The following is a 23,818-nucleotide window of genomic DNA, read 5'->3' as shown; positions in this document are numbered from 1 at the left end:
AGGCCGACCCGTACGGGCCGACCTGGACGTCGTGACTCAGCTCTCAGCTGACCGCTGGGATCAGACGAGGTCGAAGCGGTCCGCGTTCGACACCTTGACCCACGCCTTGACGAAGTCCTTGACGAACTTCTCCTTGGCGTCGTCGCTCGCGTAGACCTCCGCGACCGCGCGCAGCTCGGAGTTGGAGCCGAAGACCAGGTCGGCGCGGGTGCCGGTCCACTTGACCTGGCCCGAGGCGTCGCGGCCCTCGAACGTGTTCTGGTCCTCGGACGTCGCCGTCCACTCCGTACCCAGTTCGAGCAGGTTGACGAAGAAGTCGTTCGTCAGCACGCCCGGGGTGGCGGTGAAGACACCGTGCGAGGAGCCCTGGTGGTTGGCGCCGAGGACGCGCAGGCCGCCGACGAGGACGGTCAGCTCGGGGGCGCTCAGGTTGAGCAGGTTCGCCTTGTCGAGCAGCAGGAACTCGGCGGGGAGGCGGTTGCCCTTGCCGAGGTAGTTGCGGAACCCGTCGGCGGTCGGCTCCAGGGGGGCGAACGCCTCGACGTCCGTCTGCTCCTGCGTCGCGTCCACGCGGCCCGGCGTGAAGGGGACCTCGATGTCGAAGCCGGCGTCCTTGGCCGCCTTCTCGACGCCCGCGGCACCCGCGAGGACGATCACGTCGGCGATCGAGATCTGCTTGCCGCCGGACTGGGCGGCGTTGAAGGACGACTGGACGCCCTCCAGGGTGCGCAGCACCGTGGCGAGCTCGTCCGGGCTGTTGACCTCCCACGCGGCCTGCGGCTGCAGGCGGATGCGGGCACCGTTGGCGCCACCGCGCTTGTCGCTGCCGCGGAAGGAGGAGGTGGCCGCCCAGGTGGTGGAGACCAGCTGGGACACCGTGAGGCCGGAGGCGAGGATCTGCGCCTTGAGGGCGGAGACGTCGGCGGCATCGACGAGCTCGTGCGTCACCGCGGGCAGCGGGTCCTGCCACAGCAGCGTCTCGGAGGGGACCTCGGGGCCGAGGTAGCGGACGACCGGGCCCAGGTCACGGTGGGTCAGCTTGTACCAGGCGCGGGCGAAGGCGTCCGCGAACTGGTCCGGGTTCTCGTAGAAGCGACGGGAGATCTCCGCGTACGCCGGGTCGAACCGGAGTGCGAGGTCGGTCGTCAGCATCATCGGGGGCTTGGACTTCGAGGCGTCGTGGGCGTCCGGGATGGTGCCCGCACCGGCGCCGTCCTTGGCGACCCACTGGTTGGCGCCGGCCGGGCTGGTGGTCAGCTCGTAGTCGTACTCGAAGAGGTTCTTGAAGAACCCGTGGCTCCACTGGGCCGGCGTGCTCGTCCAGGTGACCTCGAGGCCACTGGTGATCGCGTCGCCGCCCTTGCCGGTGCCGTACGTGCTCTTCCAGCCGAAGCCCTGCTGCTCGATCGGGGCGGCCTCGGGGTCGTCACCGACAGCGTCCGCCGGGCCCGCGCCGTGGGTCTTGCCGAAGGTGTGGCCACCGGCGATGAGGGCGACGGTCTCCTCGTCGTTCATCGCCATACGGCGGAACGTCTCACGGATGTCGCGGGCCGAGGCGAGCGGGTCCGGGTTGCCGTTGGGGCCCTCCGGGTTGACGTAGATGAGGCCCATCTGGACGGCGCCGAGCGGCTCCTCCAGCTCACGGTCGCCGGTGTAGCGCTCGTCGTCGAGCCAGACCTTCTCGGGACCCCAGTACACGTCCTCGTCGGGCTCCCACACGTCCGCGCGACCGCCGCCGAAGCCGAAGGTCTCGAAGCCCATCGACTCCAGGGCCACGTTGCCCGCGAGGATCATGAGGTCGGCCCAGGAGAGGCTCTGGCCGTACTTCTTCTTGACCGGCCACAGCAGACGGCGGGCCTTGTCGAGGTTGCCGTTGTCCGGCCAGCTGTTCAGGGGGGCGAAGCGCTGCTGACCGGCGCCGCCGCCACCGCGGCCGTCGCTGATGCGGTAGGTGCCGGCGCTGTGCCAGGCCATACGGATCATGAACGGGCCGTAGTGCCCGAAGTCGGCGGGCCACCAGTCCTTGGAGTCCGTCAGCACTGCCGTGATGTCCTGCTTCACGGCGGGGAGGTCGAGGGTCTGGAACGCGGCGGCGTAGTCGAACTCCTCGCCCAGCGGGTTCGAGACCGCGGGGTTCTTCGCGAGGATCTTCAGGTTCAGGCTCTCGGGCCACCACTGGCGGTTGCCGCCGCCCTGGGTCGGATGCGGGGCGCGCGTGTGCGCGACCGGGCAGCCGCCACCCGTGCCCTCGGTTTTCGCGTCGGTGACGATCGCGTCATGGTTCTCAGACATGGGAATCCTTCCGGACGGGGCAGATCTCGGTGCTGCTACTGCTGCTCACGAACTGCGTTCTCAGGAACTGGAGGGGTGGTGAGGGGTGGGGGGACGGTCGGGCGCGTGGAGGAGGTCACACACGCCGTCTCGCCGCTGCTGTCTCCTGCTGCACTGGTGCCGCACTGGAGTCTCTTCCTGTCCCTCGGATCCCTTGGCCATCGCCGTAAGCGATCCTACAATGGACAAGGTCCAAGTCAAGAAGTGTGACAAATCCATATCCTATCGGAACCCGGACGTCCACTGGTAAAATCCGTGTATTCGACCGAACTTGAATAGGTGAACGATATGAGCGACCTGCTGGAGCGACTGCGTGGACGCGGCTGGCGGATGACTTCCCAGCGGCGTGTCGTTGCGGAGGTCCTCGACGGCGAGCACGTCCATTACACGGCCGACGAAGTGCACGCCCGCGCGGCCCAGCGGCTGCCGGAGATCTCCCGGGCGACCGTCTACAACACCCTGGGCGAGCTGGTCTCCCTCGGGGAGGTCATAGAGGTCGCCACGGACGGCCGCGCCAAGCGCTACGACCCGAACGCGCACCACCCCCACCACCACCTGATCTGCTCGAACTGCGGCATGATCCGGGACGTCCACCCCACCGGCGACCCCCTGGCGGACCTTCCTGCGGAGGAACGCTTCGGCTTCACGGTGTCCCAGGTGGAAGTCACCTACCGGGGGCTGTGCGGGGCCTGCGGGTAGCGCTCCGCTTGAGGTGCCGCGAGGGGTTGTCGGTTCGGTGCGGCGCCGTCGTGGCTGGTCGCTCCCCCACTCTCGGCTTCGCTCGAGCGGGGGGACCCCCATCGCGGCGGAGCCGCAGATCGACACCGCCCCGCGCCCCTTTGGGGGCACTCAAGTTCCCGCCCGCAGCCCGTCGCACAGCACCGCCAGGGCCAGCTCGGGATTCGCGCCCGCGTTCGCCCGGTGACGCAGGGCCAGCAGGATGCCCGACAGGATCGCCATCAGGTCCGCGATGCCGATGTCGGCGCGGATCGAGCCGGCGGACTGGGCGCGGGTCAGCAGCCGGCCGATCACGTGGTGGAGGTCGGCGGAGGTCGCGTCGACCGTCGCCTGGACCTCGGGGCCCGCGTGGGCGATCGCGTCGATCAGGTCCGCCTTCGTCACCGCGTCCGTCACCAGCCGGTCGAGCACCGTGAACAGGGCCGAGCCCGGGTCGTCCGCGTCGCGCAGGGCGCGGGCCTCGGTGAGGAGCGGGTCGAGGCGCTCGCGCATCACCGCCTCGAACAGGCCCTCCTTCGTGGGGAAGTGCCGGTACAGCGTGCCCGGCCCCACGCCCGCCCGGCGTGCGATCTCGTCCAGCGACACCGAGAGCCCCTCGGCGGCGAACGCCTCCCGCGCCACAGCCAGCAGCCGGTCCCGGTTGCGGCGGGCGTCGGCGCGCAGGGGCCGGTTCTCAGTGGCCATCTCCGGGTCTCCATCGTCGTGAATCAGATAAACGGGGCGCTGTCTCCGGTACGATGTGGTCAACCGGGGCGAGCTCTCCGATTTTAGTCCCGTTTTCCTCGACGAAGGTGAACACCATGGCTACCGCTACCGGCACCGCGTTTCTCTCCCTCGACTACGTCACCTACATCGTCGACAACTTCAGTCACGACCCCTCCGTTGCCGAGCGCGCCGCACACGCCCTCGCCGCCGCCCGTACGGCCGGGCTGCCCGTCTTCCATGTCGTCCCGCAGGGCATGAGCGAGCAGATCCACCCGCTCCTGACCCCCGTCGAGGGCGAGACCGTGCTGACCAAGACCAGCTTCAGCGCCTTCGCCACCACCGACCTTCGTGAGCTGCTGGAGGCCGCCGGGGTCGGCCGGCTCGTCGTCGCGGGCGTCGCCACGTCCGGGACCGTGCTGTCCACCACCCGGTGGGCGGTCGACACCGGCTTCCAGGTCACCGTCTGCGCCGACGCCTGCGACGACCCCGACCCCGAGGTCAACGCCGTACTGCTCGACGAGTCGGTCGCCCCGAAGAGCTGGATCGGGCTGTGGCGCATCGCCGACGTGCTGCCGGCGGACGAGATCCCCGAGCTGCGCGTGTGACGTGAGCCCCTGGGCCCACCCGCTCAGCCCCGGCCCAGCACCACCGTCCCGGACGAGCAGAACCAGCCCCCGGTGCCGGAGGCCACCCCCAGCTCCGGCGGGCCTCCGGCGGCCGTACGGACCTGCCGCGCGCCCCCGTCCCCGCGCAGCTGCCGTACCGCCTCCACCAGCAGGAACAGCCCCCGCATTCCCGGGTGTTGGGCCGACAGTCCGCCCCCGTCCGTGTTGACCGGCAGCTCGCCGCCCTCGACCCGCAGCCGGCCTTTCGCGGCGTCCACGAACTCCCCGCCCTCGCCCTTCGCGCAGAAGCCGAGGTCCTCCAGCGTCACCAGCGTCATATAGGTGAACGCGTCGTAGATCTCCGCGAAGTCCATCTCGTCGGGCCGAACTCCCGCCCTCTCGAAGGCGATCCGCCCGCTCACGGCCGCCGGGGACACCGTGAAGTCGGCCCACTCGGACATGCTCACGTGCGAGACGTGCTCACCGGTCCCGAGGATCCACACCGGCCGCGTACGGCAGTCCCGTACGTACTCCTCGGCCACCAGCAGTACCGCCGCGCCCCCGTCGGAGCGCAGGCAGCAGTGGAGTTTGGTGAAGGGGTCCGCGATCATCGGGCCGTCGAGCACCTCGTCGACGGTGATCGGCGTCCGGAACATCGCCTCCGGGTTCAGTGCCGCGTTCGCCCGCGCCTGGACCGCCACCGAGGCCAACTGCTCGATCGTCGTGCCGTATTGATGCATGTGGCGGCGGGCGGCCATCGCGTACTTGGCGATGAGCGTGTGGCCGTAGGGGACCTCGAACTGCAGAGGGCCGCGCGCGCCGAAGGAGAGGTTCCCCGTCCGGCGGCCCGCCTTGATGTCCGCGCGGGCCGTGGAGCCGTAGACGAGGAGTACGGCGTTGGCGTGGCCCGCGGCTATCGCGTCCGCCGCGTGCGCCGCCATGACCTCCCAGGTCGAGCCGCCGACCGAGGTGGAGTCGACCCAGGTGGGGCGCAGGCCCAGGTATTCGGCGACCTCGGCGGGGGCCAGCGTGCCGAGACCCGCGGACGCGAAACCGTCCACCACCTCCCGGCCGAGCCCCGAGTCCGCCAGCGCCCGCCGGGCGGCCTGCGCGTGCAGCGCGTACGGGGTCACGTCGTCCACCCGGCCGCAGTCCGACAGGGCGACCCCGACGATCGCGACCTTCCGGCTCACTGTCCGCCCTTTCGTCGGATGCCCTTTCGCCGCCTGCCCGTTCGTCGTCGACTCAGCATGAATCTGACGGTATATCAGCTCGGGCTCTGTGCGGCAGGGTGTGTCCGCCCTAATATGACGAACCGTCAGATCCCGCTGAACGGGCGCCGCGGACGCCCAGGAGGGGCAGGTCATGGACGCCCGTTTCACCCCAGAGCAGGACCACATCCGCCGTACCCTCCGCGAACTGCTCCACAAGCGGTGCTCGCCGGGCGAGGTACGGGCAGCCGTCGACACCCCGGCCGGGTACGACCCCGCCCTGTGGACCGCCCTCGCCCGCGACCTCGGTCTGCCCGGGCTCGCCCTCCCCGAGGTCCACGGAGGGGTGGGCGGCACCACGACCGAACTTGCTCTCGCCGCTGAGGAGTTGGGACGGGCTCTGGCTCCCTCCCCGCTGCTCGCGACCGCCGTACTGGCCGCTCCCCTCGTCACCGCTCTCGGCACCGAAGCCCAGCGCGCCGACCTCCTCCCGCGTATCGCGTCCGGTGCCCTGACCGCGACCCTCGCCGTCCCCGGCGCCTGTCTGGCCACCGTGCTCTCCCTCACCGGCGAACCCCGCCGCGACTGGGCCGGGGGAGGCCGGGCCGGCGGTGTGCAGGCGGCTCAACGGGCGGATGGCTGGCGGCTGTACGGGCAGGTCGGGCAGGTCCTCGACGGACACAGCGCCCAGCTCCTCCTCGTGGCCGCCCATGCCGGCGGATACGCCCGCTCACGCACCCTTCTCTTCCTCGTCCCCGGTGACGCCCCCGGCCTCGTCCGCACCCGGCAGACCTCCCTCGACGCCACCCGCCCCCAGGCTCGCCTCGAACTGCGGGACGTTCCTGCCGAGTTGCTGGGCGGCGAGGAGGCCGACGTCGGTGCCTGCCTCGCCCGAACCGGAGACGTCACCGCCACCGTGCTGGCCGCCGAGGCCGTCGGGGCCGCCGACCGGATCCTGGAGCTGACCGTCGAACATACCCAGCGGCGCGAGCAGTTCGGGCGGGCCATCGGGTCCTTCCAGGCCGTGAAGCACCGGCTCGCCGATGTGTACGTCCAGGTCCAGGCGGCGCGTTCGGCCGCCTACTACGCGGCCTGGGAATCCGCGTCGACCGAGCCGGGTGCCACAACTGTCACGACTGCCACAACTGCCCGCGAGGGGGAGCGGGGCGAGAGGGCCGGCGGGCTCGCCCTCGCCCAGGCCCTGGACTCCCTCCGTACGGCCGCCGCCGAGGGCATCCAGCTGCACGGCGGTATCGGTTTCACCTGGGAGCACGAGGCCCAGCTGTACTTCAAGCGCGCCGCCGGTGACGAGCTGCTGTTCGGGCCGGTGCACCGGCTCCGGGCGCACGCGGCCGACGCCGCGCGGCTCTTCGACACGGGAGAGGTGGCCGTCTGATGCCGGTAACAGCGGCGAGGGTAGTGAAAGCGGTCCAGAAGGTGTCCTCGGCGCCGGCCTTCGCGCGGATCGCCCCGCACGTCGTCCCCGCGCTCGACCGCGTCGTCCACCGGCTGACCAGGGGCAAGGTGCTGCTCAGCGCCCAGCTGCTGCCGGGGGTGGTGCTCAGCGTGCGCGGTGCGAAGAGCGGGCAGCTTCGGCGTACGCCGCTCGCCTGTATGCCGGAGGAGCCGAAAGAGGGGGTGGGGGGAGAGGGGGCGGCAAAGGAGAGCGGCGGCAGCTGGCTGCTCATCGGGTCCAACTTCGGGCGTACGGGTCACCCCGCCTGGACCGCCAACCTCCTCGCCCATCCGGACGCCGAGGTCAGCTGGAAAGGGGAGGACATCCCGGTCACGGCCCGGCTGCTGGCCGGTGAGGAACGGGCCGCCGCCTGGAAGGCACTGCTCGCGTTCTGGCCGCCGTACGCGACGTACCAGGCGAGGGTCGAGCGGGAGATACGGATCTTCCGGATCGTCCGGCGCTGACGCTGAGGAACACGCGTGGCCGAGGCCGCTGACGCGCGACAGGCGGTGGTCCACCGGAGTGGACCACCGCCTGCGTGACAGGACTTGGGCCTGAAAGGGCCGCGGAACCTGGATAAAGGGGCTGGGGCTATTTCGTCGGCTTCTTGCCGGTCACGCCCAGGTGGACCAACTGGGCCAGGTTCGGCTTCAGTTCGGCCTGCTTCACACCCCAGCTCTGGAAGCCCTTCTGGTGCGAGGCCACCGCCGCGAGCATCGCGACGAGGGAGCCGGCCATGGCGGCGGGGCTGACGTCCTTGTCGACCCTGCCCTTGGCCTGGAGCTCGGTGACCGTGTCCGTAAGGGAGTTGGTCACGGAGTTGAGGATCTTCATGCGGATCTTGTAGAACCGCTTGTCGCCCTCGGCCGCACCCAGATCGACGACCCTGAGGATCGCGTCGTTGCGCCGCCAGAACTCCAGGAACCCGTCGACGAGTTCCTGGGCGGTCTGCCAGCCGGCCTTGCCGACCCAGGACCGCCCCGAGAGCAGCTGGGTCAACCCGGCGCCCTCGGTGGCCATTTGCTCCGCGATCTCCAGGACGGCGCCTTCGACGTCCGGGAAGTACTGGTAGAAGGTGGCGGGCGAAGTCCCCGCCTTCCGGGCGACATCGATGACTTTGACGTCCCGGTAAGGGGAGGAGCTGAGCATCTCGCTGAGGCAGTCGAGCAGCTTCTGCCGGGTCGCCTGCCCACGCCGACCGGCCACACGGCCGTCGACGGTACGCACTTGTCCTGTCATGCCGTCAGCTTACCGAGGGGTGATCGGAGCGCGATTCGGCCGACTGCAAATGGGGTGCGTGCGAGGTGAGAGGGCGTCCGGAGGGCGGCGAGAGGCGGCTGTGCCCGGTCCCGCGCCCGCATGCCGCGCTGCTCTGCGGGATGCGTGAAGGACCGTTAACTTGACGGTATGGCCGAAAACAGGGCATCCGCCCGCACAGAGGGCGTCCCCTGCTGGGTGGACGCCCAGCTGCCCGACGTCGAGGCGGGCAAGCGCTTCTACGGTGAGCTCTTCGGTTGGACCTTCCGGGAGAAGGAGGGTGTGGTGCACGCCCTGTGCGACGGCGAACCCGTCGCCTCTCTCGCCCACAAGACCGACGGCCGGATGCCCACCGTCTGGACGGTGTACTTCGCCACCCCGTACGTCCATGCCCTCGTCGCCCGGATCCACGCGGCCGGCGGGCAGGTGATCACCGCGCCGGTTCCGGTGGGCGAACTGGGCGCGACGGCACTGGCCACCGATCCCGAGGGAGCCGTGTTCGGCCTCTGGCAGGCCGGTACGCACCACGGATTCGGCCGCCGCCACGAGCCCGGCACCTTCGCCTGGGCCGAGCTGTACGCCAGGGACACCGCCGTCGCCAACGACTTCTACGGCAACCTCTTCCACGAGGCCCTCTTCGGACCCGAAGCGGCCCCCGACTTCGGCCGGGCCGCCGTGTCGGAGGTGTTCCCGGCCGAGATGCCCCCGCATTTCCTGGTCCACTTCGCCGTCGAGGACATGGCGACGGCCCTCGGGACGGTGAACCGGCTCGGCGGTCGCGTCCAGGTGCCCCCCTTCGACACTTCGTACGGGAATGTGGCGGTCGTCACGGACAATCAGGGAGCGTCGTTCGCACTCCTCCGAAAATGAGCCGCCAGTAGCCGTCATCAGGCGTCTTCAGGCGTCATGAGCTGCCTCGGAACGGGTGCGAGCCGGTGCGGGAGCACCCGCCGGAAGGGCTTTTGTCCCGACTTGTGTGGAGACATCCCGTTTCGTATCCGAGTTCGCAACCTGTGCCGCGGCCAGGAAGAATCGGGGTGCGTGCCGCCAACGCGGTGGCGGTGGTGAGACGCTGCACGAGGTCGCGTACATATGTAGGTGACGCGGCTCGTACGGGGAGGTGGCAGGCAAGTGGTGGATCCGCTGACGCAGCACGATCCGCGGCGCATCGGGCCGTTCGAGGTGCTGGGGCGGCTGGGTGCCGGCGGCATGGGGCTGGTCTACCTCGCGCGCTCGGCCTCCGGGCGGCGCGTGGCGATCAAGACGGTGCGGACCGAGCTCGCCGAGGACCAGCTGTTCCGGGTCCGCTTCACCCGTGAGGTGGAGGCGGCGCGGGCCGTCTCCGGCTTCTACACGGCCGCCGTCGTCGACGCCGATCCGCGTGCCGCCGTACCGTGGCTGGCCACCGCGTATGTTCCCGCGCCCTCTCTCGAAGAAATAGTGAACGAGTGCGGGCCGATGCCGGCCCAGGCGGTGCGCTGGCTCGCGGCGGGGGTCGCGGAGGCGCTGCAGTCCATCCACGGCGCGGGGCTCGTCCACCGTGACCTCAAGCCGTCGAACGTGCTGGTGGTCGAGGACGGCCCCCGGGTCATCGACTTCGGTATCGCGTCGGGTGTATCGAACACACGTTTGACGATGACGAACGTCGCTGTCGGTACGCCCGCCTACATGTCCCCCGAGCAGGCGAAGGACTCGCGCAGCGTGACCGGCGCCAGCGACGTGTTCTCGCTCGGCTCGATGCTCGTCTTCGCGGCCACCGGCCACGCCCCCTTCCACGGCGCGAACCCCGTGGAGACGGTCTTCATGCTGCTGCGCGAGGGCCCGGACCTCGAAGGCCTGCCGGACGAACTCCGCCCTCTCATCGAGTCCTTGATGCAGATGGAGGCGACCGGCCGCCCCAACCCCGCCGACCTCCAGGCCCAGCTGGCCCCCCACCTCTACGGCTCCGGCTCCGACGACAGCGGTACGGCGTCCGCGTGGCTGCCCGAACACGCGGTGACCCTCATAGAGGCGCGGCGCGGCGGACGTCCGGCACCGAAGGCACCGGCGTCCGGCGGCAGGAGCCGCGGCAGGCTGGCGATCCCGCCCCCGCCGTCCCACGACCCGGCGCCGGCCTTCGGACGCGGCCCGGGACCAGGTCTCGTACCCGCCCCCATGCCGTCCGCCCTGCCGCCCGGAGCGCCCGACACCGGCCCCGTACGGCTGGCCGGCGCGCCCGTGCCCATCGGCCCCGGTCCGCGCGTCGCCGACGCCCGCGCCGCCGCCGTACAGGCGCCCCCTCCCGAGGCCGGGCTCGTGGCCTCCTGGTCGCGTCCGCGTCCCGGTGTCAACGGCGCCGACCCCAACCCCGTGCCCGTCGCGCCGCAGCTGCCCCCGGAGTCCCCGGCGGGCTGGCGCCCCTGGCGTTTCCGTATGTCGAACGACGTCTGGGGCAAACCGGCCGTCGCCGGAGACCTGGTCTACGTCACCTCCTTCGAGGTGCACGCCCTCGACGTGATGACGGGCCGCCGGCGCTTCAAGACGAGGGACGTCGCCTGGTCGATGGCGGTCGCGGACGGCCGTATCCACGCCTCCGACGGCCCGACCCTCTTCGCCCTCGACGCCCGCGAGGGCATGGACCTGTGGCGGCTGTCCACGGACGCCTGGGTGTACTCCCTGAAGGCCGACCGGGGCACGGTCGTCACCGGTACGCGCGGCGGCGGCGTCCAGGGCTGGGACGCGGCGACCGGCCAGAAGCTGTGGGAGCACGCCGGAGCCCAGACGGACTTCGAGTCCCCGGAGGCCGGCCCGCACGTCCACGAGGGCACGGTGTTCGTGTGGCAGGACGCGCGGCTGCGCGCCCTGGAGGCCCGTACGGGTGACGAGCGCTGGTCCTACCCGATCGGCGACGCCGCCTCCTGCGGCGGAGTCCCGGTACGGCTGACCCCGGGCCCCGACGGCCAGGTGTACGTCTCCGCGGGCACCCGCGTCCTGGCGATCGACGTCGCCGGCGGCCACGTCCGCTGGCACTTCGAGGCCCCGGCGGTCTTCCTCTCGCCGCCCACCTTCGCGCCCGGCCCGGCGGTCACGGGCGGCGGCATCTACCTGGCCGACTACCTCGGCACGGTCTACGCCCTCGACGCTGCCGACGGCCGGGACAGATGGCGGATCGCGACGGAGTCCCGTGCGTCGATCGAACCGGTGCTGGTGGCGGCGGGTCACGTACACGTCGGCAGCGGCAAGGGCCTCTACACGCTCGACGCGGTCACCGGCACCCCCAAGTGGCGCTTCCAGGCGGGCGGCGACATCGTCGGCGCCCCGGCGGTGGCCGAGGGCCGTATCCACTTCGGCTCGACGGACCACCTCCTCTACACCCTGAAGGCCGACGACGGCCGCCTCAGATGGAAGCTGGCGACCGGCGGCGAGATCACCGGCGCCCCCGTGGTCAAGGACGGCGTGGTGTACGCGTGCAGCAAGGACCGGTGCGTGTACGCGCTGGACGCGGAGAAGGGGACGGGGACGGCTCGGACCGGGTGAGCGGGGCGGCGATGTTGGCATCGCCGCCCCGCTCACCCGGTCCGCCGAGGGGCTTTCGGCGGGTTGTCTGGCTGCGGGTCCGTTGTGGCTGGTCGCGCAGTTCCCCGCGCCCCTATGGGGGCGCGCCCCATAGGGGCGCGGTCCCGTGCCCTCGGTTCCAGGGGGCTGAAACCGTGGTGAAACCGCGCTGAATGCGGCCTGCCGCAATCTCCTCGGCATGACCACAACGACATCGCACTCACTCGCCATCGCGGCCAAGGGGCTGCGGAAGGCCTACGGGGACAAGACGGTCCTCGACGGCATCGACCTGGCGGTGCCGGCCGGCACGGTCTTCGCCCTGCTCGGCCCGAACGGCGCGGGCAAGACCACCGCCGTCAAGATCCTCTCCACCCTCGTCACCGCCGACGCCGGTGAACTGAGCGTCGGCGGCCACGACCTGGCGACCGCCCCGCAGGCCGTGCGCGCCGCGATCGGCGTCACCGGGCAGTTCTCCGCCGTCGACGGTCTGATCACCGGCGAGGAGAACATGCTCCTCATGGCCGACCTGCACCACCTGTCCAGGCAGGAGGGACGGCGCGCCGCCGCCGAACTCCTCGAACGCTTCGACCTCACCGAGGCCGCGAAGAAGCCCGCCTCCACCTACTCCGGCGGTATGAAGCGCCGCCTCGACCTCGCCATGACGCTGGTCGGCGACCCGCGGATCATCTTCCTCGACGAGCCGACCACCGGCCTCGACCCCCGCAGCCGCCACAACATGTGGGGCATCATCCGCGGGCTCGTCGCCGACGGGGTGACCGTCTTCCTGACCACCCAGTATCTGGAGGAGGCCGACGAACTCGCCGACCGCATCGCCGTGTTGAACGACGGCAGGATCGCGGCCGAGGGAAGCGCCGAGGAGCTCAAGCGGCTCGTCCCCGGCGGCCACGTCCGGCTCCGCTTCACCGACCCGGTCGCCTACCAGTCGGCCGCCACCGCCCTGCGCGAGGTCGCCCGGGACGACGAGGCGCTCGCCCTCCAGATCCCCAGCGACGGCAGCCAGCGCGAGCTGCGCTCCATCCTCGACTGGCTGGACTCGGCCGGCGTCGAGGCGGACGAACTGACCGTCCACACCCCCGACCTCGACGACGTGTTCTTCGCCCTGACCGGCCCTGCCACCGGCCTCACCACGGGCACCTCCACCGTCCCCAGCCAGTCCAAGGAGTCTGTCCGATGAGCAGTGCCCTCTCCCTCGCCGTGCGCGACTCGTCCACGATGCTGCGCCGCAACCTGCTGCACGTGCGCCGCTACCCGTCCATGACGCTGAACCTGCTGCTCACGCCGATCATGCTGCTGCTGCTCTTCGTCTACGTCTTCGGCGACGTGATGAGCGCGGGCATCGGCGGCGGTGGCGCCGACCGCTCCGACTACATCGCCTACATCGTCCCGGGCCTGCTGATGATGACGGTCGGCAGCACCGTGATCGGGGCGGCGGTGTCCGTCTCCATGGACATGACCGAGGGCCTCATCGCCCGCTTCCGTACGCTGGCGATCTACCGTGGCTCGCTGCTGATCGGGCACGTCGTGGGCAGCGTGCTGCAGGTGCTCGCCAGCCTGGTCCTGGTCGGTGTCGTCGCCGTGGCGATCGGGTTCCGGTCCACGGACGCGACAGCCCTGGAGTGGCTGGCGGCGTTCGGTCTGCTCACGCTGTTCTCCCTGGCGCTCACCTGGATCGCGGTCGGGATGGGCATGGCCAGCCCGAGTCCCGAGGCGGCCAGCAATATGGCGACGCCGCTGATCCTTCTCCCGCTCATCTCCAGCGCCTTCATCCCGGCCGACACGATGCCGGGCTGGTTCCAGCCGATCGCCGAGTACCAGCCCTTCACCCCGGCCATCGAAACCCTGCGCGGACTGCTCCTCGGCACCGAGATCGGCAACAACGGTTGGATCGCGATCGCCTGGTGCGTCGGCCTGACCGTGCTCGGCTACCGCTGGTCGACGGCCGCGTTCAACCGCGACCCGAAGTAACCGCGATGACGACGCGGGCCGCGTCCCGCAACTCGTCCCGCCCCAGGGCGGCGTACTCCGACACCGCGTCGGCGTACGCCGCCCCGTCGGCTTTCTCGGCCGCCCGGCGGGCCCGGTCCGCCGACATCGTCGGCTGGTAGTCGCGCAGCACCCGCAGCCGCTCGGCCAGCGCCAGCATCCGTACGGCGGTCGAGGTGTCGTCGCCCGCGGCGAGCCCCGCCAGGCCGAGGGCGTGCAACACCGTCCCGAACACCGGGAGTTCCATGGGCGAGCGGGCCGGACCGGAGAGCAGGGTCCGCAGCGCCTGCCGCAGCCGGTGCACCGGCCCCGCGACCAGTTCGACGCGGCCGGCGTGTGCGTGCGCCGTCACCGCCGTCGACTGGAGCTGCAGCACCCACCGGTCGAGGAAGGGGTCGTCACCGTACGCCGAGCCCGCCTTGGTCACCCCCTCCACGGCGCCGCGCCACAGGCCGAGCCCGACCTCCGTCAGTCCGCGGGCGAGCGCGATCTCGGCGCGGGCGCCGAGGTCGGCGCTGTCGTGGTCGTCCTGCTGCGCGGCGTTGACTTCCTCCGCCTGCCGCAGCCAGTACTCGGCCTCGTCGGGCTCGCCACGCTGCAGACAGGCGAGGGCGAGGCCCCCGCGAACGCCGATGGAGTCGCGCTCGTCGCCCAGCCGCGGCAGCGCCTCCAGCGCCGCCCTGAGGTGCTCGTACGCGGCCTCGCCCTGCTCCATGTGCAGGCACAGCTCGCTCAGCCGGGCGTGGCCCAGGACCTGCAGGAACGGGTTGTCGACCGGAGCCAGTGCGGTGATGATCCGGCGGGCCGAGGTCAGCGCGCGGTCGATGTCGTGCTCCGCCTCCCAGACGTACGTGGCGACGCACTCGGCGACGCCGGCGAGCAGCGGCTCCTCGCTGTCGCAGAGCCCCCGCAGCACGTCGTGATCGGGAGGCAGCATTTCGGGGATCGCGCTCAGCACCACCGCGATGGCCCGCAGCAGTGTGTCCGGCGGGGCCTGGGGCAGCCGCCGGAGGGTGACGAGCTGGCGTACGGCGACCGGGCCGTAGCCCATGAACAGGGTCGCCGTGCACAACACCGCGGCGGCGCGGGCGACTTCGACGTACTCGGGCTCGGGGTGGTAGTGCGACAACGGCGGGCCGGTGTCCGCGGCGCGGGCGGCGAGGCGGGCGTAGTTGGAGCCGGTGGACCACAGGGCGGTGAGGACGGCGGTCAGGGCGGCGATGGTGGGGCCGTCCGCACGGGCCAGGGCGTGACGCAGGGCCAGCACGAGGTTGTCCTGCTCGGCCCTGATCCGTGCCCCGGCGGCCAACGGCGCCGAGCCGAAGTACCAGTCGTGGTTCGCGACCCCGAAGTCCCGTGCCCAGGAGAGGAATTGGGTGACGGCCTCCTCGTCCTCGCCCGCCTCCGCCCGCCGGGCCGCACTGAACTCCCGTACGGTCTCCAGCATCCGGAACCGCACACCGGCCGGGGTCTCGGCGACGGTGAGCAGTGACTGGTCGGCCAGCTGCTCCAGCAGGAACAGGGCGTCCTCGCCGAGGACGTGCTCCGCCGTCTCGCCGGCGAAGCCGCCGGGGAAGACGGACAGCAGGCGCAGCGCGGCCCTGGCTTCCTCGGCGAGCAGGTTCCAGCTCCAGTCGACGACCGCGTGCAGTGTGCGGTGGCGCTCCGGTGCGTCCCGGGCTCCGCCTCGCAGCAGCGCGAACCGGTTGCCGAGGCGGCGGGCGATCTCCGGCACCGACAGCACCCGTACGCGCGCCGCCGCCAGTTCCACGGCGAGCGGCAGCCCGTCGAGGTGGCGGCACAGCTCGGCCACCGCGTCCGGCGGCAGCTCCACACCGGGCCGGGCGGCCCTGGCCCGCTGGGTGAACAGCTCGACGGAGGTGGCGAGTTCGAGCTCCGGCAGCGCGTACACGGCCTCCGACGTGAGGCCCAGCGGCGCCCGGCTGGTGGCGAGCACCCGCAGGTCCTTCGAGGACGAGACCAGGGCCCGTACGAGGTCCGCGGTGCCCCGGACGACCTGCTCGCAGTTGTCCAGGACCAGCAGCGCGGGCCCGGCGCCGAGCACACCGAGGATGCCGGGCACCGGGTCGTGGCCGCTCGCGGCGCCGGGCCGCTTCTCGCCCGCGCCGAGCGCGGAGGCCACCTCGGCGGCGACATCCGCGTCCGCCGTGACACCGGCGAGCGGCACGAAATACACCACGCGCTGCTCGGCCCGGCGGCTCGCGGCGTGCGCGAGCCGGGTCTTGCCGAGGCCCCCGGGCCCGATGACGGTGACGGCACGGGAGGCACGCAACAGCCGTTCCACCGCAGCGATGTCATCGTCCCGCCCGAGCAGCGGATTCGGCTCGTGCGGCACACCGTGCCTGACCACAGGTGCCTCTCCGGACAGCAACTCCTGCTGTACGGCTTTCAGTTGCGCCCCGGGGTCGGTGCCGAGCCCGTCGCGCAGCTCCCTCCGGTACGCCTCGTACCGGGCCAGCGCGGCGGACGGGCCCGCCGACGCAGCCTCGGCGCGCAGCAGCTCGGCGAGCACCTCCTCGTCGCGCGGGTGCTCGGCGACTGCCACGGCCAGGGGCCCGGCGGCTTCCGCGTGGCGCCCGAGGCGGGCGAGCGCGAGGGCCCGCGCGCGGACGAGGGTGCGGTGGACGGGGGCCCGCTCGGCGCGGAGCGCGGCAACGGGGTCGTGGATGTCACCGGCACCGGCACCGATTCCGTTCCCGTTCCCGTCCGAGGTCCCCTCCCACAGGGCGAGCCCGGCCTCGGCGGCGGCCAGCGATCCCGCGTGGTCCCCGGCCCTGGCCCGGTCCGCACTCGCGGCGGCGCGCAGCAACAGGGCGGAGCTGTCCACCTGTTCCTCGGCGAGGGCGAGCCGGTATCCGGTGGGCGTGCTCGCGAGGACGTCGGCGCCGAGCTGGGCCCGCGCCCGGGACACGAGGACCTGGAGTGCCTTGCCGGGCCGCTCGGGCAGCTCCTCCGGCCACAGCCCCGCCACCAGCCGCTCGGTGCCGCACCCGGTGCGCAGGTCGCCCGCGAGCAGCGCGAGGAGGGCGCGCAGACGGGGCGCGGTGACTTCCTGCCCGCGATACGCGACACGCGGGAGGAGGGTCAGGTCGGTGGGCATGCGTGCAGCGTAGCCAAGGGGTCGGCCGCCAGGACTCCCGCCGTGGGCCGAACTCCCGCTGCGCGGACGGCTGTCGCGCTCACTGGTGTCCGTGGAACATGTCGACCAGACTGTGGGGCGCTTTGTCGCCGTAGAGCACCTCGTGGATCCGGGCGCCTTCGGCGGCGGCTGCGGCGCTACGGGGGAACAGGGCCCGCTCGTACTCGGTGAGCGCGGTCTCGGTGTCGCCGGGGTGGGCGGCGATGGCCCCGGCGAGTTCGGCGCCGTCGTACATGGCCAGGTTGGCGCCTTCACCGTTCGGGATGGTGACGTGGGCGGCGTCGCCGAGCAGGGTCACCCCCGGCACCCGGTCCCAACGGTGGCCGCTGGGCTGGGCGTTGATGGTGCGCACGACCGGTGTGGTCTCGCTGTCGGTGATCAGCGCGATGAGTTCCGGCGCCCAACCGTCGAACTCCTGCGAGATCCGTGCCTTGGCTGCGGCGGAGTCGGTGAGATCGATGCCCGCGAACCAGTCCTGGGGCTCGGTGAGCATCACGTAGGTGTGCAGGGTGCCGCCGCGCTCCCGGTGGGCCATGAGGCCCTTCCCCGGCGCAAGCGAGAACAGGGCCCCGCTGCCGACCGTTTTCGCGTGGGCCGGATGCCGGGTGTCGCTGTCGAAGAGGTAGGCCTCGACGAACGACATGCCGGTGTACGCGGGTACCGCGTCGGAGAGCAGGGGCCGGACGCGGGACCAGGCGCCGTCAGCGCCGACGAGCAGGCCTGTGGTGAGGGCGGTGCCGTCGGCGAAGGTCACCTCGTGGCGGCCGTCGGCGAGGGTACGGGTGGAGCTGACCTTGTGGCCCCATCGGACCGTGCCGGGCGGGAGCGAGCCGAGCAGCAGTTGCCGCAGCTCGCCGCGCGGTACCTCGGGGCGGCCACGCGTACCGTCGTCGGCCTCCTCGAACAGGACGGTGCCGTCCCGGTCGAGGACCCGCGTCGCCTCGCCGCCCTCCAGGACGAGGACGCGGAACTCGTCGAACAGGCCGGCCGCCTTGAGGGCGAGTTGGCCGTCGTGCTCGTGGATGTCGAGCAGCCCGCCCTGGGCGCGGGAGGTCGCCGAGGGCTCGGCCTCGTACACCGTCGCCGGGATGCCGTTGACGTGCAGGACGCGGGCGAGGGTCAGTCCGCCGAGTCCGGCGCCGATGATCGTGACGTTTTCGTGAGTGGTCATGGTGGCTCCCTGAGAACGTGTGAGTCGCAAGCTTCTGGAACGGTGTTCCAGTGCGTTCGGCATCAGCCTGGAACCTCGTTCCATAGATGTCAAGCTGGAACGACGTTCCAGGCGTGTGTCAGGATGGGTGCATGGCTACAACCAGGACGCGTCGTCCGGAGCGACGAGAGGAACCGCTCTCCCGGGAGCGCATCGTCGAGGCGGCGATCGGGCTTCTCGACGCGGAGGGCGAGGGCGGACTCACGTTCCGCGCGCTGGCCAGGCGTCTCGCCACGGGGCCGGGAGCGATCTACTGGCACGTTACGGGCAAGGACGAGCTGCTCGGCGCCGCCACGGAATCCGTGGTCGCCGACGCCATGCCCCCCGCCGCCACCGCCGGCGCGACACCTCAGGAAGCGGTCCGTGCCCTCGCGGTCGGCGTGTTCGACGCGATCGACGCCCACCCGTGGATCGGCACGCAACTCGCCCGCGCTCCGGCGCAGTCACCGCTGCTGCGGATCTTCGAGCACCTCGGGCGCCAGGTCCAGGCGCTCGGGGTGCCCCACGCCGCCCAGTTCACGGCCGCGTCCGCGCTGCTGAACTACATCCTCGGCGTGGGTGGCCAGAACGCGGCCAACGCCCGCGACCACCAGCCGGGCGCGACCCGGGCCGAGTTCCTGGGCGCGGTCTCGGACGCCTGGGCGAATCTCGACCCCGACGAGTACGCGTTCACCCGAAGCGTCGCGGACCAGCTACGGGATCACGACGACCGGGAGGAGTTCCTGGCGGGGATCGACCTCATCGTCGCCGGGATCACCGGGATCACTGTGCGGCGGTGAACTTCCGCCAGGCGGTGGGGGAGAGGCGAAGTATGGGGGCGTCGGGGGGTGTCTTGGAGTCGCGGACGGCGATGACTTCTGGGTTGTTGCGGGCGACCTCGACGCACTCGCCTCCGGCGTTGCTGTAGGTGGACTTGGCGAAGTCGAACTCGGGCATGGATTCAGATCTCCTGGCGGATGGTGTCGATCAGTTGGACCGAGTCGCGCGGAGCGAGGCTCAGCCGCGCTGTGCGTTCGAAGAACCCGCTGTACGCGGTGCTCTCGGTCTCGTTTTCCACCCACACAGTAGAGGCGATCGCGTCGGCGTGGACCACGTCCACCGCCTCGGTCTCTGCGAACGAGATGATGGTGAACGGGCCTGAAATGCAAGGGTGACCGCCCGCACGGAAAGGCAGTACCTGCACGCGTACGTTGGGCAGTTCGGCCACTTCCAGGAGACGTGCCAACTGAGCGCGCATGGTGCCGGGCCCGCCGATCAGCTGCCGCAGCGCCGCCTCCCAGATCACGGCGTACATCTGAAGTGGGCGTTCATCGTGCAGGCGTGCCTGACGGCGCATCCGGATGTCGACCAGGCGCTCGATCTCGTCCGGGTCCTCCCATACCCCCACACCTTCGGTGACGGTCACCGAGCGCGCGTACTCGGCGGTCTGGAACAGGCCGGGAATCAACGAGAGTTGCCAGGTCCGTACGCGGCTTGCGGCGTCCTCCAGCGCGATGTACTCGGAGAGCGCGCCCGGGTGGGGCGACTCCTGCCACCAGCCCTTGGCCTTGCGGCGCTCACGGTCCAGCCGAGCCAGGTTGAGGAGCCGAACCAGGGTTTTCGGGTCGCTCAATCCGTAGGACTCGCACAGCGCCCGGATGTCGGGGTCCCGCATCGGAACCCAGCCGCGCTCCATCTTCACGATCTTCGAATTGGTCGCGTTGATGACCTCGGCGGCCTGTTGCTGGGTCTTCCCTGAAGCATCGCGCAGGCGCAGTAGTTCGGCGCCGAGCTTGCGGCCCAGGACAGTTGAGGTGCGATTGCCCAGTTCTGAGGTACGAGTCACGGATCAAGTGTGGCGTGTGGAAGCCCCCTCGTCACTCGATGGAGACAATTTTCTCCGAGTAGCTTGCATCCGAGACTTCTTAATCCCTACCTTCGGTACTCAGCCGCATGCACAGCGGAGTCAATGGAGGTCCCCATGTCCGACCCGCAAATCCCCGGCACCCGTCTCCACGAAGACCACCTCGACTACACCCCCGTCCCCCGCAGCGTCCCCCTCGCCCGCACACGCACAGCCCGGCTGGTCGTCGAGTGGGGGCATCCGGGGCTGGCCGGTGATGTCGCCCTCGTCGTCAGCGAGTTGCTGACCAACGCCCTGCTGCACGGGAGCATCCGGGGGCGCCTCATCCGCGTACGGCTCACCGTCACGGCCACTGCGCTGCGCGTCGAGGTCAGTGACCCGCGTGCCGAACGCATGCCCTGTCCGCGTGAGGTGACCGACGACGACCAGTTCGGGCGGGGGCTGCTGCTGGTCGGGGCGCTGGCCGAGCAGTGGGGTGTGGGGCCGCGAGAGGGGGTGGGGAAAACGGTCTGGGCGGAGTGGGGGTTGGCTGCCGTCCCATGTGGTGCCGTTCCGCTCATCGGCGTTCAGAAGTGACGAGACCGCGTACCGGTTATGGGAGGCTCAGGTCCTGGCCTGTGTAGCGTTCGAGAGTGACTGGACTTCTGTGTGAACAGTGATCACCGCATTCCCACCAGGGCTGGACGGCCCTTCCGTCTGATGGTTACGGGCGGTGGAACCGGAGGGCACACGTATCCGGCGCTGACCGCGGTACGTGCTCTCCAAGCCCGGCTTGCGGGGCAGGGTGGCGGGCTGGATGTGCTCTGGGTGGGCAAAGCCGACAGCCTGGAGTCCAGAGTCGCGGCTGCTGAGGGGATCGCGTTCACGGCGGTGGCGACGGGCAAGATCCGACGGTCGAGCAACCCTCTCAAGTTGGTCTCGCCTTCGAATGTGGCGGACATGGGTCGTGTTCCGCTCGGGGTGCTCCAGGCCCGGAAGGCGATCAACGGCTTCCGCCCCGACGTGGTGTTGGCGACCGGCGGGTACGTGGCGGTGCCGGTCGGTGTGGCGGCGACCAGGCTGTGCCGCGTTCCTCTGGTCGTGCACGAGCAGACCGTGAGGCTGGGCCTGGCCAACCGCACGCTCGCCGGAGCGGCGACGCGCGTCGCGGTGTCGTCGGAGTCGACGCTGCCGTTGCTGCCGGAGAGCGTGCGTGCCTCGGCGGTTGTCACCGGTAATCCGGTGCGGCCCGAGGTGTTCACCGGGCAGGCCGACAAGGCGATCGAGGCGTTGGGCCTGCGTGGCTTCGACCGACGTCTGCCGACTGTCTATGTGACCGGTGGTGCGCAGGGCTCGCAGCAGATCAACCACCTGGTCCGCGACGTGCTGCCGTGGCTGGCGGAGAACGCCAACGTGATCCATCAGTGCGGTCCCGACAACGTTACGGAGCTACGGCGGGACACCGCGCGCCTGTCGGCGTCGAGCGCGGCGCGGTACCACCTCACCGGGTATGTGGGGGCCGAACTGCCCGATGTGCTCGCGCTGGCCGACCTGGTGGTCTCCCGCAGCGGTGCCGGGACGATCGCCGAGCTGACCGCCCTGGGCAAGCCGGGGGTGTTCGTCCCGCTCGCCACGTCGGCCGGCAACGAGCAGGTGCACAACGCCCGGCACCTGGCGGACAACGGGGCCGCGCTCGCACTGGTCGACGACGTTTCCCCCGAGGGGCTGCGAGATGTGGTGGCGCCGCTGCTGACCGACCCCGGGCTGCGCTCGGCGATGGCGGAGCGGGCCCGTGCGTACGGCCGCCCCGACGCCGCCGAGCGACTGGTCGACGTCGTGCTCTCCGCGGCCGGAGCATAAAGGAGAGGGCCCGGCCGCGCAGCGGGGTCAGGGAAGGTGCTGGGGGTGCGGCCTCCTCTATGATTCGATTTTACCGACCACAGAGGCTCGGACACCTGCTCTGAACTGCGACGATTCACCGACTGCATGTCGGTGACGGCGAATTGAGATCGTTGCGTTAGCTCGTCTAGGTGGTCTCGTGGGACGGCCCGTGGGGTCTTGGCCTCGGGGAGGTCGGAACAGCCGCTGGCACTGGCTGGAGGGGGTCAGGATGTCGAGGTTGATGGCGGCATCGAGGCCGTCGGCGCGGTCGGCGACCCGGTAGTGGTCGCGGTGCTCTTCGAGGGCGTCGAGGCGGGCGAGGTTGAAGCTTTCCTCGACGCCCCTCGACCAGCGGGGAAAGGAGGATGCCTGGTGGGGGCAAGAAGCCCCAGGTGGCCTCCTCACAGTCGATCCGGCGATCGGGCCGGCCTTCGACATGGCGTGGACCTGCGAACCGATCCGGTTGGCGAAGTCCTCACGAACCGCCGACACCGCGGCCGTCGAGTGGTGCCAAGCGGGGCCGGTCACGTCAAGGATGGACAGCCGCGATCTCGGCGGCCTTCTCCTCCGTCGGGCCGATACCCCTGTCGCTGCTCATGACTCGTATCAGCCGTCCTCCGGAATCCGTGTTCACGCCGCTCACGATCATGTCGACGACCTGCTCGCCCTGCTGCCCGCCGACCTGCTCGACTCCGTTGAGGCGTATCTCGGTTCTGCCCGACCGGGTGTCGGCCACCGTGACGTCATACGCCAGCGATGTCGAGTCGTATCCCATGATGAGGCGGGGGCAGGCTTCTGCGGCGTTCTTCAGGTGCGACGAGAGATTGCCCGGGTCCAGGACATCGGGTTGGTCGATGGCCAAGAGGTAGGAGCCGCTTGCGGAATTACGGAATCCGAATGCGCGTGCATCGGCGCCGTTGGCCCCATCCAGCAGCTGGAACAGGTCCTGGCATGCGGCCGGGCGGATATCCCGGGTCTGGGATTCCATACCTGCGAGCACTGGTTCTTCGACCCACCCCGTTGCCGTCAATTCCTGAGCCATTGACCGCTCGACGGATCCGGCCGGTTCGACGGAGCAGCCCGAAACCGAAACTGCGCAGAGCGACAGGACGAGGCAGGTCAGTAACCCTTTATTGCCCGCCATACAGGCCCCAGATACTCGGAGAGTTCGGATTCTTCGCGCCGAGCCAGTTCGACCAAGTCAGAATTCCGAAGGTCACCCTCCCCGGACATCATGATCTCCTGCACTTCGTCGGCCATAGGCAGCATCTCCGGTGAGAGCGACACAGCCGCCGAGCCCTCCACTTCCTCCGCCGAGCGGAGGAAGTGGAGGATCAGCGCGGCCAACGCGACATCTCTGACTTCGAGTTGCTCTGCATCCCGAAGCCGGGCGACCTCCTGAGCCGTGACCATGAGGTCGCGCGCATCAGCCGTCATGTGTCTCATTTGCGCCCCTAGTGCACTCGTGTCAGCGTGCGTACCGGCGAATAGTAGGTCGGCAGCGACCATACGTTGCCATGCTGTCCGAAGTGGGTGCCCTGGGTGCGATACTTCCAGGTGCCCGGCCGCTTCAGTGTGTCGTCATTCACGTGGATGAGCGGGCCGGTGTTGTGGCTGACGATCGGGTCGCCACGATCCTGCCACGAGCCGTCGTAAATCTGAATGTGCGCCTGCGTGTTGGCCTCGTCCAGCTTGTCCGTGCAGTCGACCTGGACGAAACCCTTCACCGTCACGCTGTTCGGTGCGAACGGTGTTCCGACGTTCTTCACCCACGAGCAGGTGATCACATGTAGCGGCCCGACCTCGTCAGCCGTCGCCACCGGTACTGGTCCGATAAGGACGGCACCGAGAGTGAGCGGCGAAAGAAAAGCGGCAGCTCTGGTCCATGTACGCATGAATAGGTT

The 23,818-nt window shown here is 70.6% G+C and carries 22 protein-coding genes; 11 read left to right on the top strand and 11 right to left on the bottom strand.

The annotated features are described in order from the left end of the window. Positions 1–60: 60 nt before the first annotated feature. Positions 61–2,292, bottom strand: coding sequence for a catalase/peroxidase HPI (gene katG / locus G3I56_RS19400; RefSeq protein ID WP_164410533.1), 2,232 nt, complete (start codon positions 2,290–2,292; stop codon positions 61–63). A 327-nt stretch (positions 2,293–2,619) separates the two neighbouring features. Here katG and G3I56_RS19395 point away from each other — a divergent pair, with 327 nt between their 5' ends. Beyond that, positions 2,620–3,030 (top strand): Fur family transcriptional regulator, encoded by a 411-nt coding sequence (locus G3I56_RS19395; protein ID WP_164323759.1) that lies wholly within the window; start codon positions 2,620–2,622, stop codon positions 3,028–3,030. A 150-nt stretch (positions 3,031–3,180) separates the two neighbouring features. Here G3I56_RS19395 and G3I56_RS19390 read toward each other — a convergent pair whose 3' ends face one another. Further along, positions 3,181–3,753, bottom strand: coding sequence for a TetR/AcrR family transcriptional regulator (locus G3I56_RS19390; protein WP_164410531.1), 573 nt, complete (start codon positions 3,751–3,753; stop codon positions 3,181–3,183). A 116-nt stretch (positions 3,754–3,869) separates the two neighbouring features. Between G3I56_RS19390 and G3I56_RS19385 the strand changes: the two genes are divergently transcribed. Then, on the top strand, positions 3,870–4,379 hold the full coding sequence (locus G3I56_RS19385; RefSeq protein ID WP_164410529.1) for an isochorismatase family cysteine hydrolase: 510 nt from the start codon (positions 3,870–3,872) through the stop codon (positions 4,377–4,379). Between the two features lie 23 nt (positions 4,380–4,402). On the opposite strand, the gene G3I56_RS19380 is transcribed toward G3I56_RS19385, so the two are convergent. Next, positions 4,403–5,572: an acetyl-CoA acetyltransferase gene (locus G3I56_RS19380; protein ID WP_164410528.1), complete on the bottom strand. Its 1,170-nt coding sequence runs from the start codon at positions 5,570–5,572 to the stop codon at positions 4,403–4,405. Between the two features lie 172 nt (positions 5,573–5,744). Here G3I56_RS19380 and G3I56_RS19375 point away from each other — a divergent pair, with 172 nt between their 5' ends. Then, entirely contained in the window at positions 5,745–6,986 is a 1,242-nt protein-coding gene (locus G3I56_RS19375) for an acyl-CoA dehydrogenase family protein (protein ID WP_164410527.1), read from the top strand. Further along, a complete protein-coding gene (locus tag G3I56_RS19370; RefSeq protein WP_164410526.1) occupies positions 6,986–7,510 on the top strand; it encodes a nitroreductase family deazaflavin-dependent oxidoreductase in 525 nt (174 codons plus the stop codon). The genes G3I56_RS19375 and G3I56_RS19370 overlap by 1 nt, the downstream gene beginning before the upstream one ends. Positions 7,511–7,637: 127 nt before the next feature. Here G3I56_RS19370 and G3I56_RS19365 read toward each other — a convergent pair whose 3' ends face one another. Then, entirely contained in the window at positions 7,638–8,285 is a 648-nt protein-coding gene (locus tag G3I56_RS19365; protein ID WP_164410525.1) for a TetR family transcriptional regulator, read from the bottom strand. Positions 8,286–8,453: 168 nt separating this feature from the next. Between G3I56_RS19365 and G3I56_RS19360 the strand changes: the two genes are divergently transcribed. From G3I56_RS19360 to G3I56_RS19345, 4 genes are all read left to right on the top strand, one after another. Then, on the top strand, positions 8,454–9,173 hold the full coding sequence (locus G3I56_RS19360) for a VOC family protein (protein ID WP_164410524.1): 720 nt from the start codon (positions 8,454–8,456) through the stop codon (positions 9,171–9,173). A 261-nt stretch (positions 9,174–9,434) separates the two neighbouring features. Next, positions 9,435–11,819, top strand: coding sequence for a serine/threonine-protein kinase (locus G3I56_RS19355; protein WP_164410523.1), 2,385 nt, complete (start codon positions 9,435–9,437; stop codon positions 11,817–11,819). 217 nt (positions 11,820–12,036) lie between these two features. Further along, positions 12,037–13,032 carry an ATP-binding cassette domain-containing protein gene (locus G3I56_RS19350; protein ID WP_164410522.1) on the top strand — a complete coding sequence of 332 codons (996 nt, stop codon included), beginning with the start codon at positions 12,037–12,039 and terminating at the stop codon, positions 13,030–13,032. Beyond that, a complete protein-coding gene (locus tag G3I56_RS19345; RefSeq protein ID WP_164410521.1) occupies positions 13,029–13,823 on the top strand; it encodes an ABC transporter permease in 795 nt (264 codons plus the stop codon). The genes G3I56_RS19350 and G3I56_RS19345 overlap by 4 nt, the downstream gene beginning before the upstream one ends. Here the strand turns inward: G3I56_RS19345 and G3I56_RS19340 are convergent. Beyond that, positions 13,804–16,962 (bottom strand): BTAD domain-containing putative transcriptional regulator, encoded by a 3,159-nt coding sequence (locus G3I56_RS19340; RefSeq protein WP_164410519.1) that lies wholly within the window; start codon positions 16,960–16,962, stop codon positions 13,804–13,806. The genes G3I56_RS19345 and G3I56_RS19340 overlap by 20 nt on opposite strands. A gap of 79 nt (positions 16,963–17,041) precedes the next feature. After that, positions 17,042–18,172, bottom strand: a complete 1,131-nt coding sequence (locus G3I56_RS19335) for an NAD(P)/FAD-dependent oxidoreductase (protein ID WP_164410517.1) — start codon at positions 18,170–18,172, stop codon at positions 17,042–17,044. A 131-nt stretch (positions 18,173–18,303) separates the two neighbouring features. On the opposite strand from G3I56_RS19335, the gene G3I56_RS19330 reads away from it, so the two are divergent. Continuing rightward, on the top strand, positions 18,304–18,990 hold the full coding sequence (locus G3I56_RS19330) for a TetR family transcriptional regulator (protein WP_164410515.1): 687 nt from the start codon (positions 18,304–18,306) through the stop codon (positions 18,988–18,990). On the opposite strand, the gene G3I56_RS19325 is transcribed toward G3I56_RS19330, so the two are convergent. Both G3I56_RS19325 and G3I56_RS19320 read right to left on the bottom strand, forming a co-directional pair. Next, complete coding sequence (locus G3I56_RS19325) at positions 18,974–19,147, bottom strand: DUF397 domain-containing protein (RefSeq protein ID WP_164410513.1); 174 nt, start codon at positions 19,145–19,147, stop codon at positions 18,974–18,976. The genes G3I56_RS19330 and G3I56_RS19325 overlap by 17 nt on opposite strands. A 4-nt stretch (positions 19,148–19,151) precedes the next feature. Then, on the bottom strand, positions 19,152–20,036 hold the full coding sequence (locus tag G3I56_RS19320; RefSeq protein WP_343240001.1) for a helix-turn-helix transcriptional regulator: 885 nt from the start codon (positions 20,034–20,036) through the stop codon (positions 19,152–19,154). Positions 20,037–20,171: 135 nt separating this feature from the next. Between G3I56_RS19320 and G3I56_RS19315 the strand changes: the two genes are divergently transcribed. Next, positions 20,172–20,630, top strand: a complete 459-nt coding sequence (locus G3I56_RS19315; RefSeq protein WP_164410511.1) for an ATP-binding protein — start codon at positions 20,172–20,174, stop codon at positions 20,628–20,630. Positions 20,631–20,753: 123 nt separating this feature from the next. Then, entirely contained in the window at positions 20,754–21,893 is a 1,140-nt protein-coding gene (locus G3I56_RS19310; RefSeq protein ID WP_164410509.1) for a UDP-N-acetylglucosamine--N-acetylmuramyl-(pentapeptide) pyrophosphoryl-undecaprenol N-acetylglucosamine transferase, read from the top strand. Between the two features lie 550 nt (positions 21,894–22,443). On the opposite strand, the gene G3I56_RS19305 is transcribed toward G3I56_RS19310, so the two are convergent. The 3 genes from G3I56_RS19305 to G3I56_RS19295 all read right to left on the bottom strand — a co-directional run bounded on the left by G3I56_RS19305 (position 22,444) and on the right by G3I56_RS19295 (position 23,809). Continuing rightward, positions 22,444–22,902, bottom strand: coding sequence for a hypothetical protein (locus tag G3I56_RS19305; RefSeq protein WP_164410507.1), 459 nt, complete (start codon positions 22,900–22,902; stop codon positions 22,444–22,446). A gap of 131 nt (positions 22,903–23,033) precedes the next feature. After that, entirely contained in the window at positions 23,034–23,351 is a 318-nt protein-coding gene (locus G3I56_RS19300) for a hypothetical protein (RefSeq protein WP_164410505.1), read from the bottom strand. Positions 23,352–23,368: 17 nt separating this feature from the next. Beyond that, positions 23,369–23,809, bottom strand: coding sequence for a hypothetical protein (locus G3I56_RS19295; RefSeq protein WP_164410503.1), 441 nt, complete (start codon positions 23,807–23,809; stop codon positions 23,369–23,371). Positions 23,810–23,818: the final 9 nt, after the last annotated feature.

It is taken from the genome of Streptomyces sp. SID12488 (assembly GCF_010548275.1).
Taxonomy (GTDB): domain Bacteria; phylum Actinomycetota; class Actinomycetes; order Streptomycetales; family Streptomycetaceae; genus Streptomyces.
Note: the sequence above shows the minus strand (reverse complement) of the source record. Positions and strands in the feature narration are given on the sequence as shown.

Bases quoted from the DNA above. Each gene is read 5' to 3' on its own strand.
- G3I56_RS19375 (WP_164410527.1), top strand. From the start codon at position 5,745: ATGGACGCCCGTTTCACCCCAGAGCAGGACCACATCCGCCGTACCCTC.
- G3I56_RS19370 (WP_164410526.1), top strand. From the start codon at position 6,986: ATGCCGGTAACAGCGGCGAGGGTAGTGAAAGCGGTCCAGAAGGTGTCC.
- G3I56_RS19350 (WP_164410522.1), top strand. From the start codon at position 12,037: ATGACCACAACGACATCGCACTCACTCGCCATCGCGGCCAAGGGGCTG.
- G3I56_RS19395 (WP_164323759.1), top strand. From the start codon at position 2,620: ATGAGCGACCTGCTGGAGCGACTGCGTGGACGCGGCTGGCGGATGACT.
- katG (WP_164410533.1), bottom strand. From the start codon at position 2,292: ATGTCTGAGAACCATGACGCGATCGTCACCGACGCGAAAACCGAGGGC.
- G3I56_RS19300 (WP_164410505.1), bottom strand. From the start codon at position 23,351: ATGACGGCTGATGCGCGCGACCTCATGGTCACGGCTCAGGAGGTCGCC.
- G3I56_RS19330 (WP_164410515.1), top strand. From the start codon at position 18,304: ATGGCTACAACCAGGACGCGTCGTCCGGAGCGACGAGAGGAACCGCTC.
- G3I56_RS19295 (WP_164410503.1), bottom strand. From the start codon at position 23,809: ATGCGTACATGGACCAGAGCTGCCGCTTTTCTTTCGCCGCTCACTCTC.
- G3I56_RS19340 (WP_164410519.1), bottom strand. From the start codon at position 16,962: ATGCCCACCGACCTGACCCTCCTCCCGCGTGTCGCGTATCGCGGGCAG.
- G3I56_RS19385 (WP_164410529.1), top strand. From the start codon at position 3,870: ATGGCTACCGCTACCGGCACCGCGTTTCTCTCCCTCGACTACGTCACC.
- G3I56_RS19310 (WP_164410509.1), top strand. From the start codon at position 20,754: ATGGTTACGGGCGGTGGAACCGGAGGGCACACGTATCCGGCGCTGACC.
- G3I56_RS19335 (WP_164410517.1), bottom strand. From the start codon at position 18,172: ATGACCACTCACGAAAACGTCACGATCATCGGCGCCGGACTCGGCGGA.
- G3I56_RS19345 (WP_164410521.1), top strand. From the start codon at position 13,029: ATGAGCAGTGCCCTCTCCCTCGCCGTGCGCGACTCGTCCACGATGCTG.
- G3I56_RS19365 (WP_164410525.1), bottom strand. From the start codon at position 8,285: ATGACAGGACAAGTGCGTACCGTCGACGGCCGTGTGGCCGGTCGGCGT.
- G3I56_RS19360 (WP_164410524.1), top strand. From the start codon at position 8,454: ATGGCCGAAAACAGGGCATCCGCCCGCACAGAGGGCGTCCCCTGCTGG.
- G3I56_RS19325 (WP_164410513.1), bottom strand. From the start codon at position 19,147: ATGCCCGAGTTCGACTTCGCCAAGTCCACCTACAGCAACGCCGGAGGC.
- G3I56_RS19305 (WP_164410507.1), bottom strand. From the start codon at position 22,902: ATGGAATCCCAGACCCGGGATATCCGCCCGGCCGCATGCCAGGACCTG.
- G3I56_RS19315 (WP_164410511.1), top strand. From the start codon at position 20,172: ATGTCCGACCCGCAAATCCCCGGCACCCGTCTCCACGAAGACCACCTC.
- G3I56_RS19390 (WP_164410531.1), bottom strand. From the start codon at position 3,753: ATGGCCACTGAGAACCGGCCCCTGCGCGCCGACGCCCGCCGCAACCGG.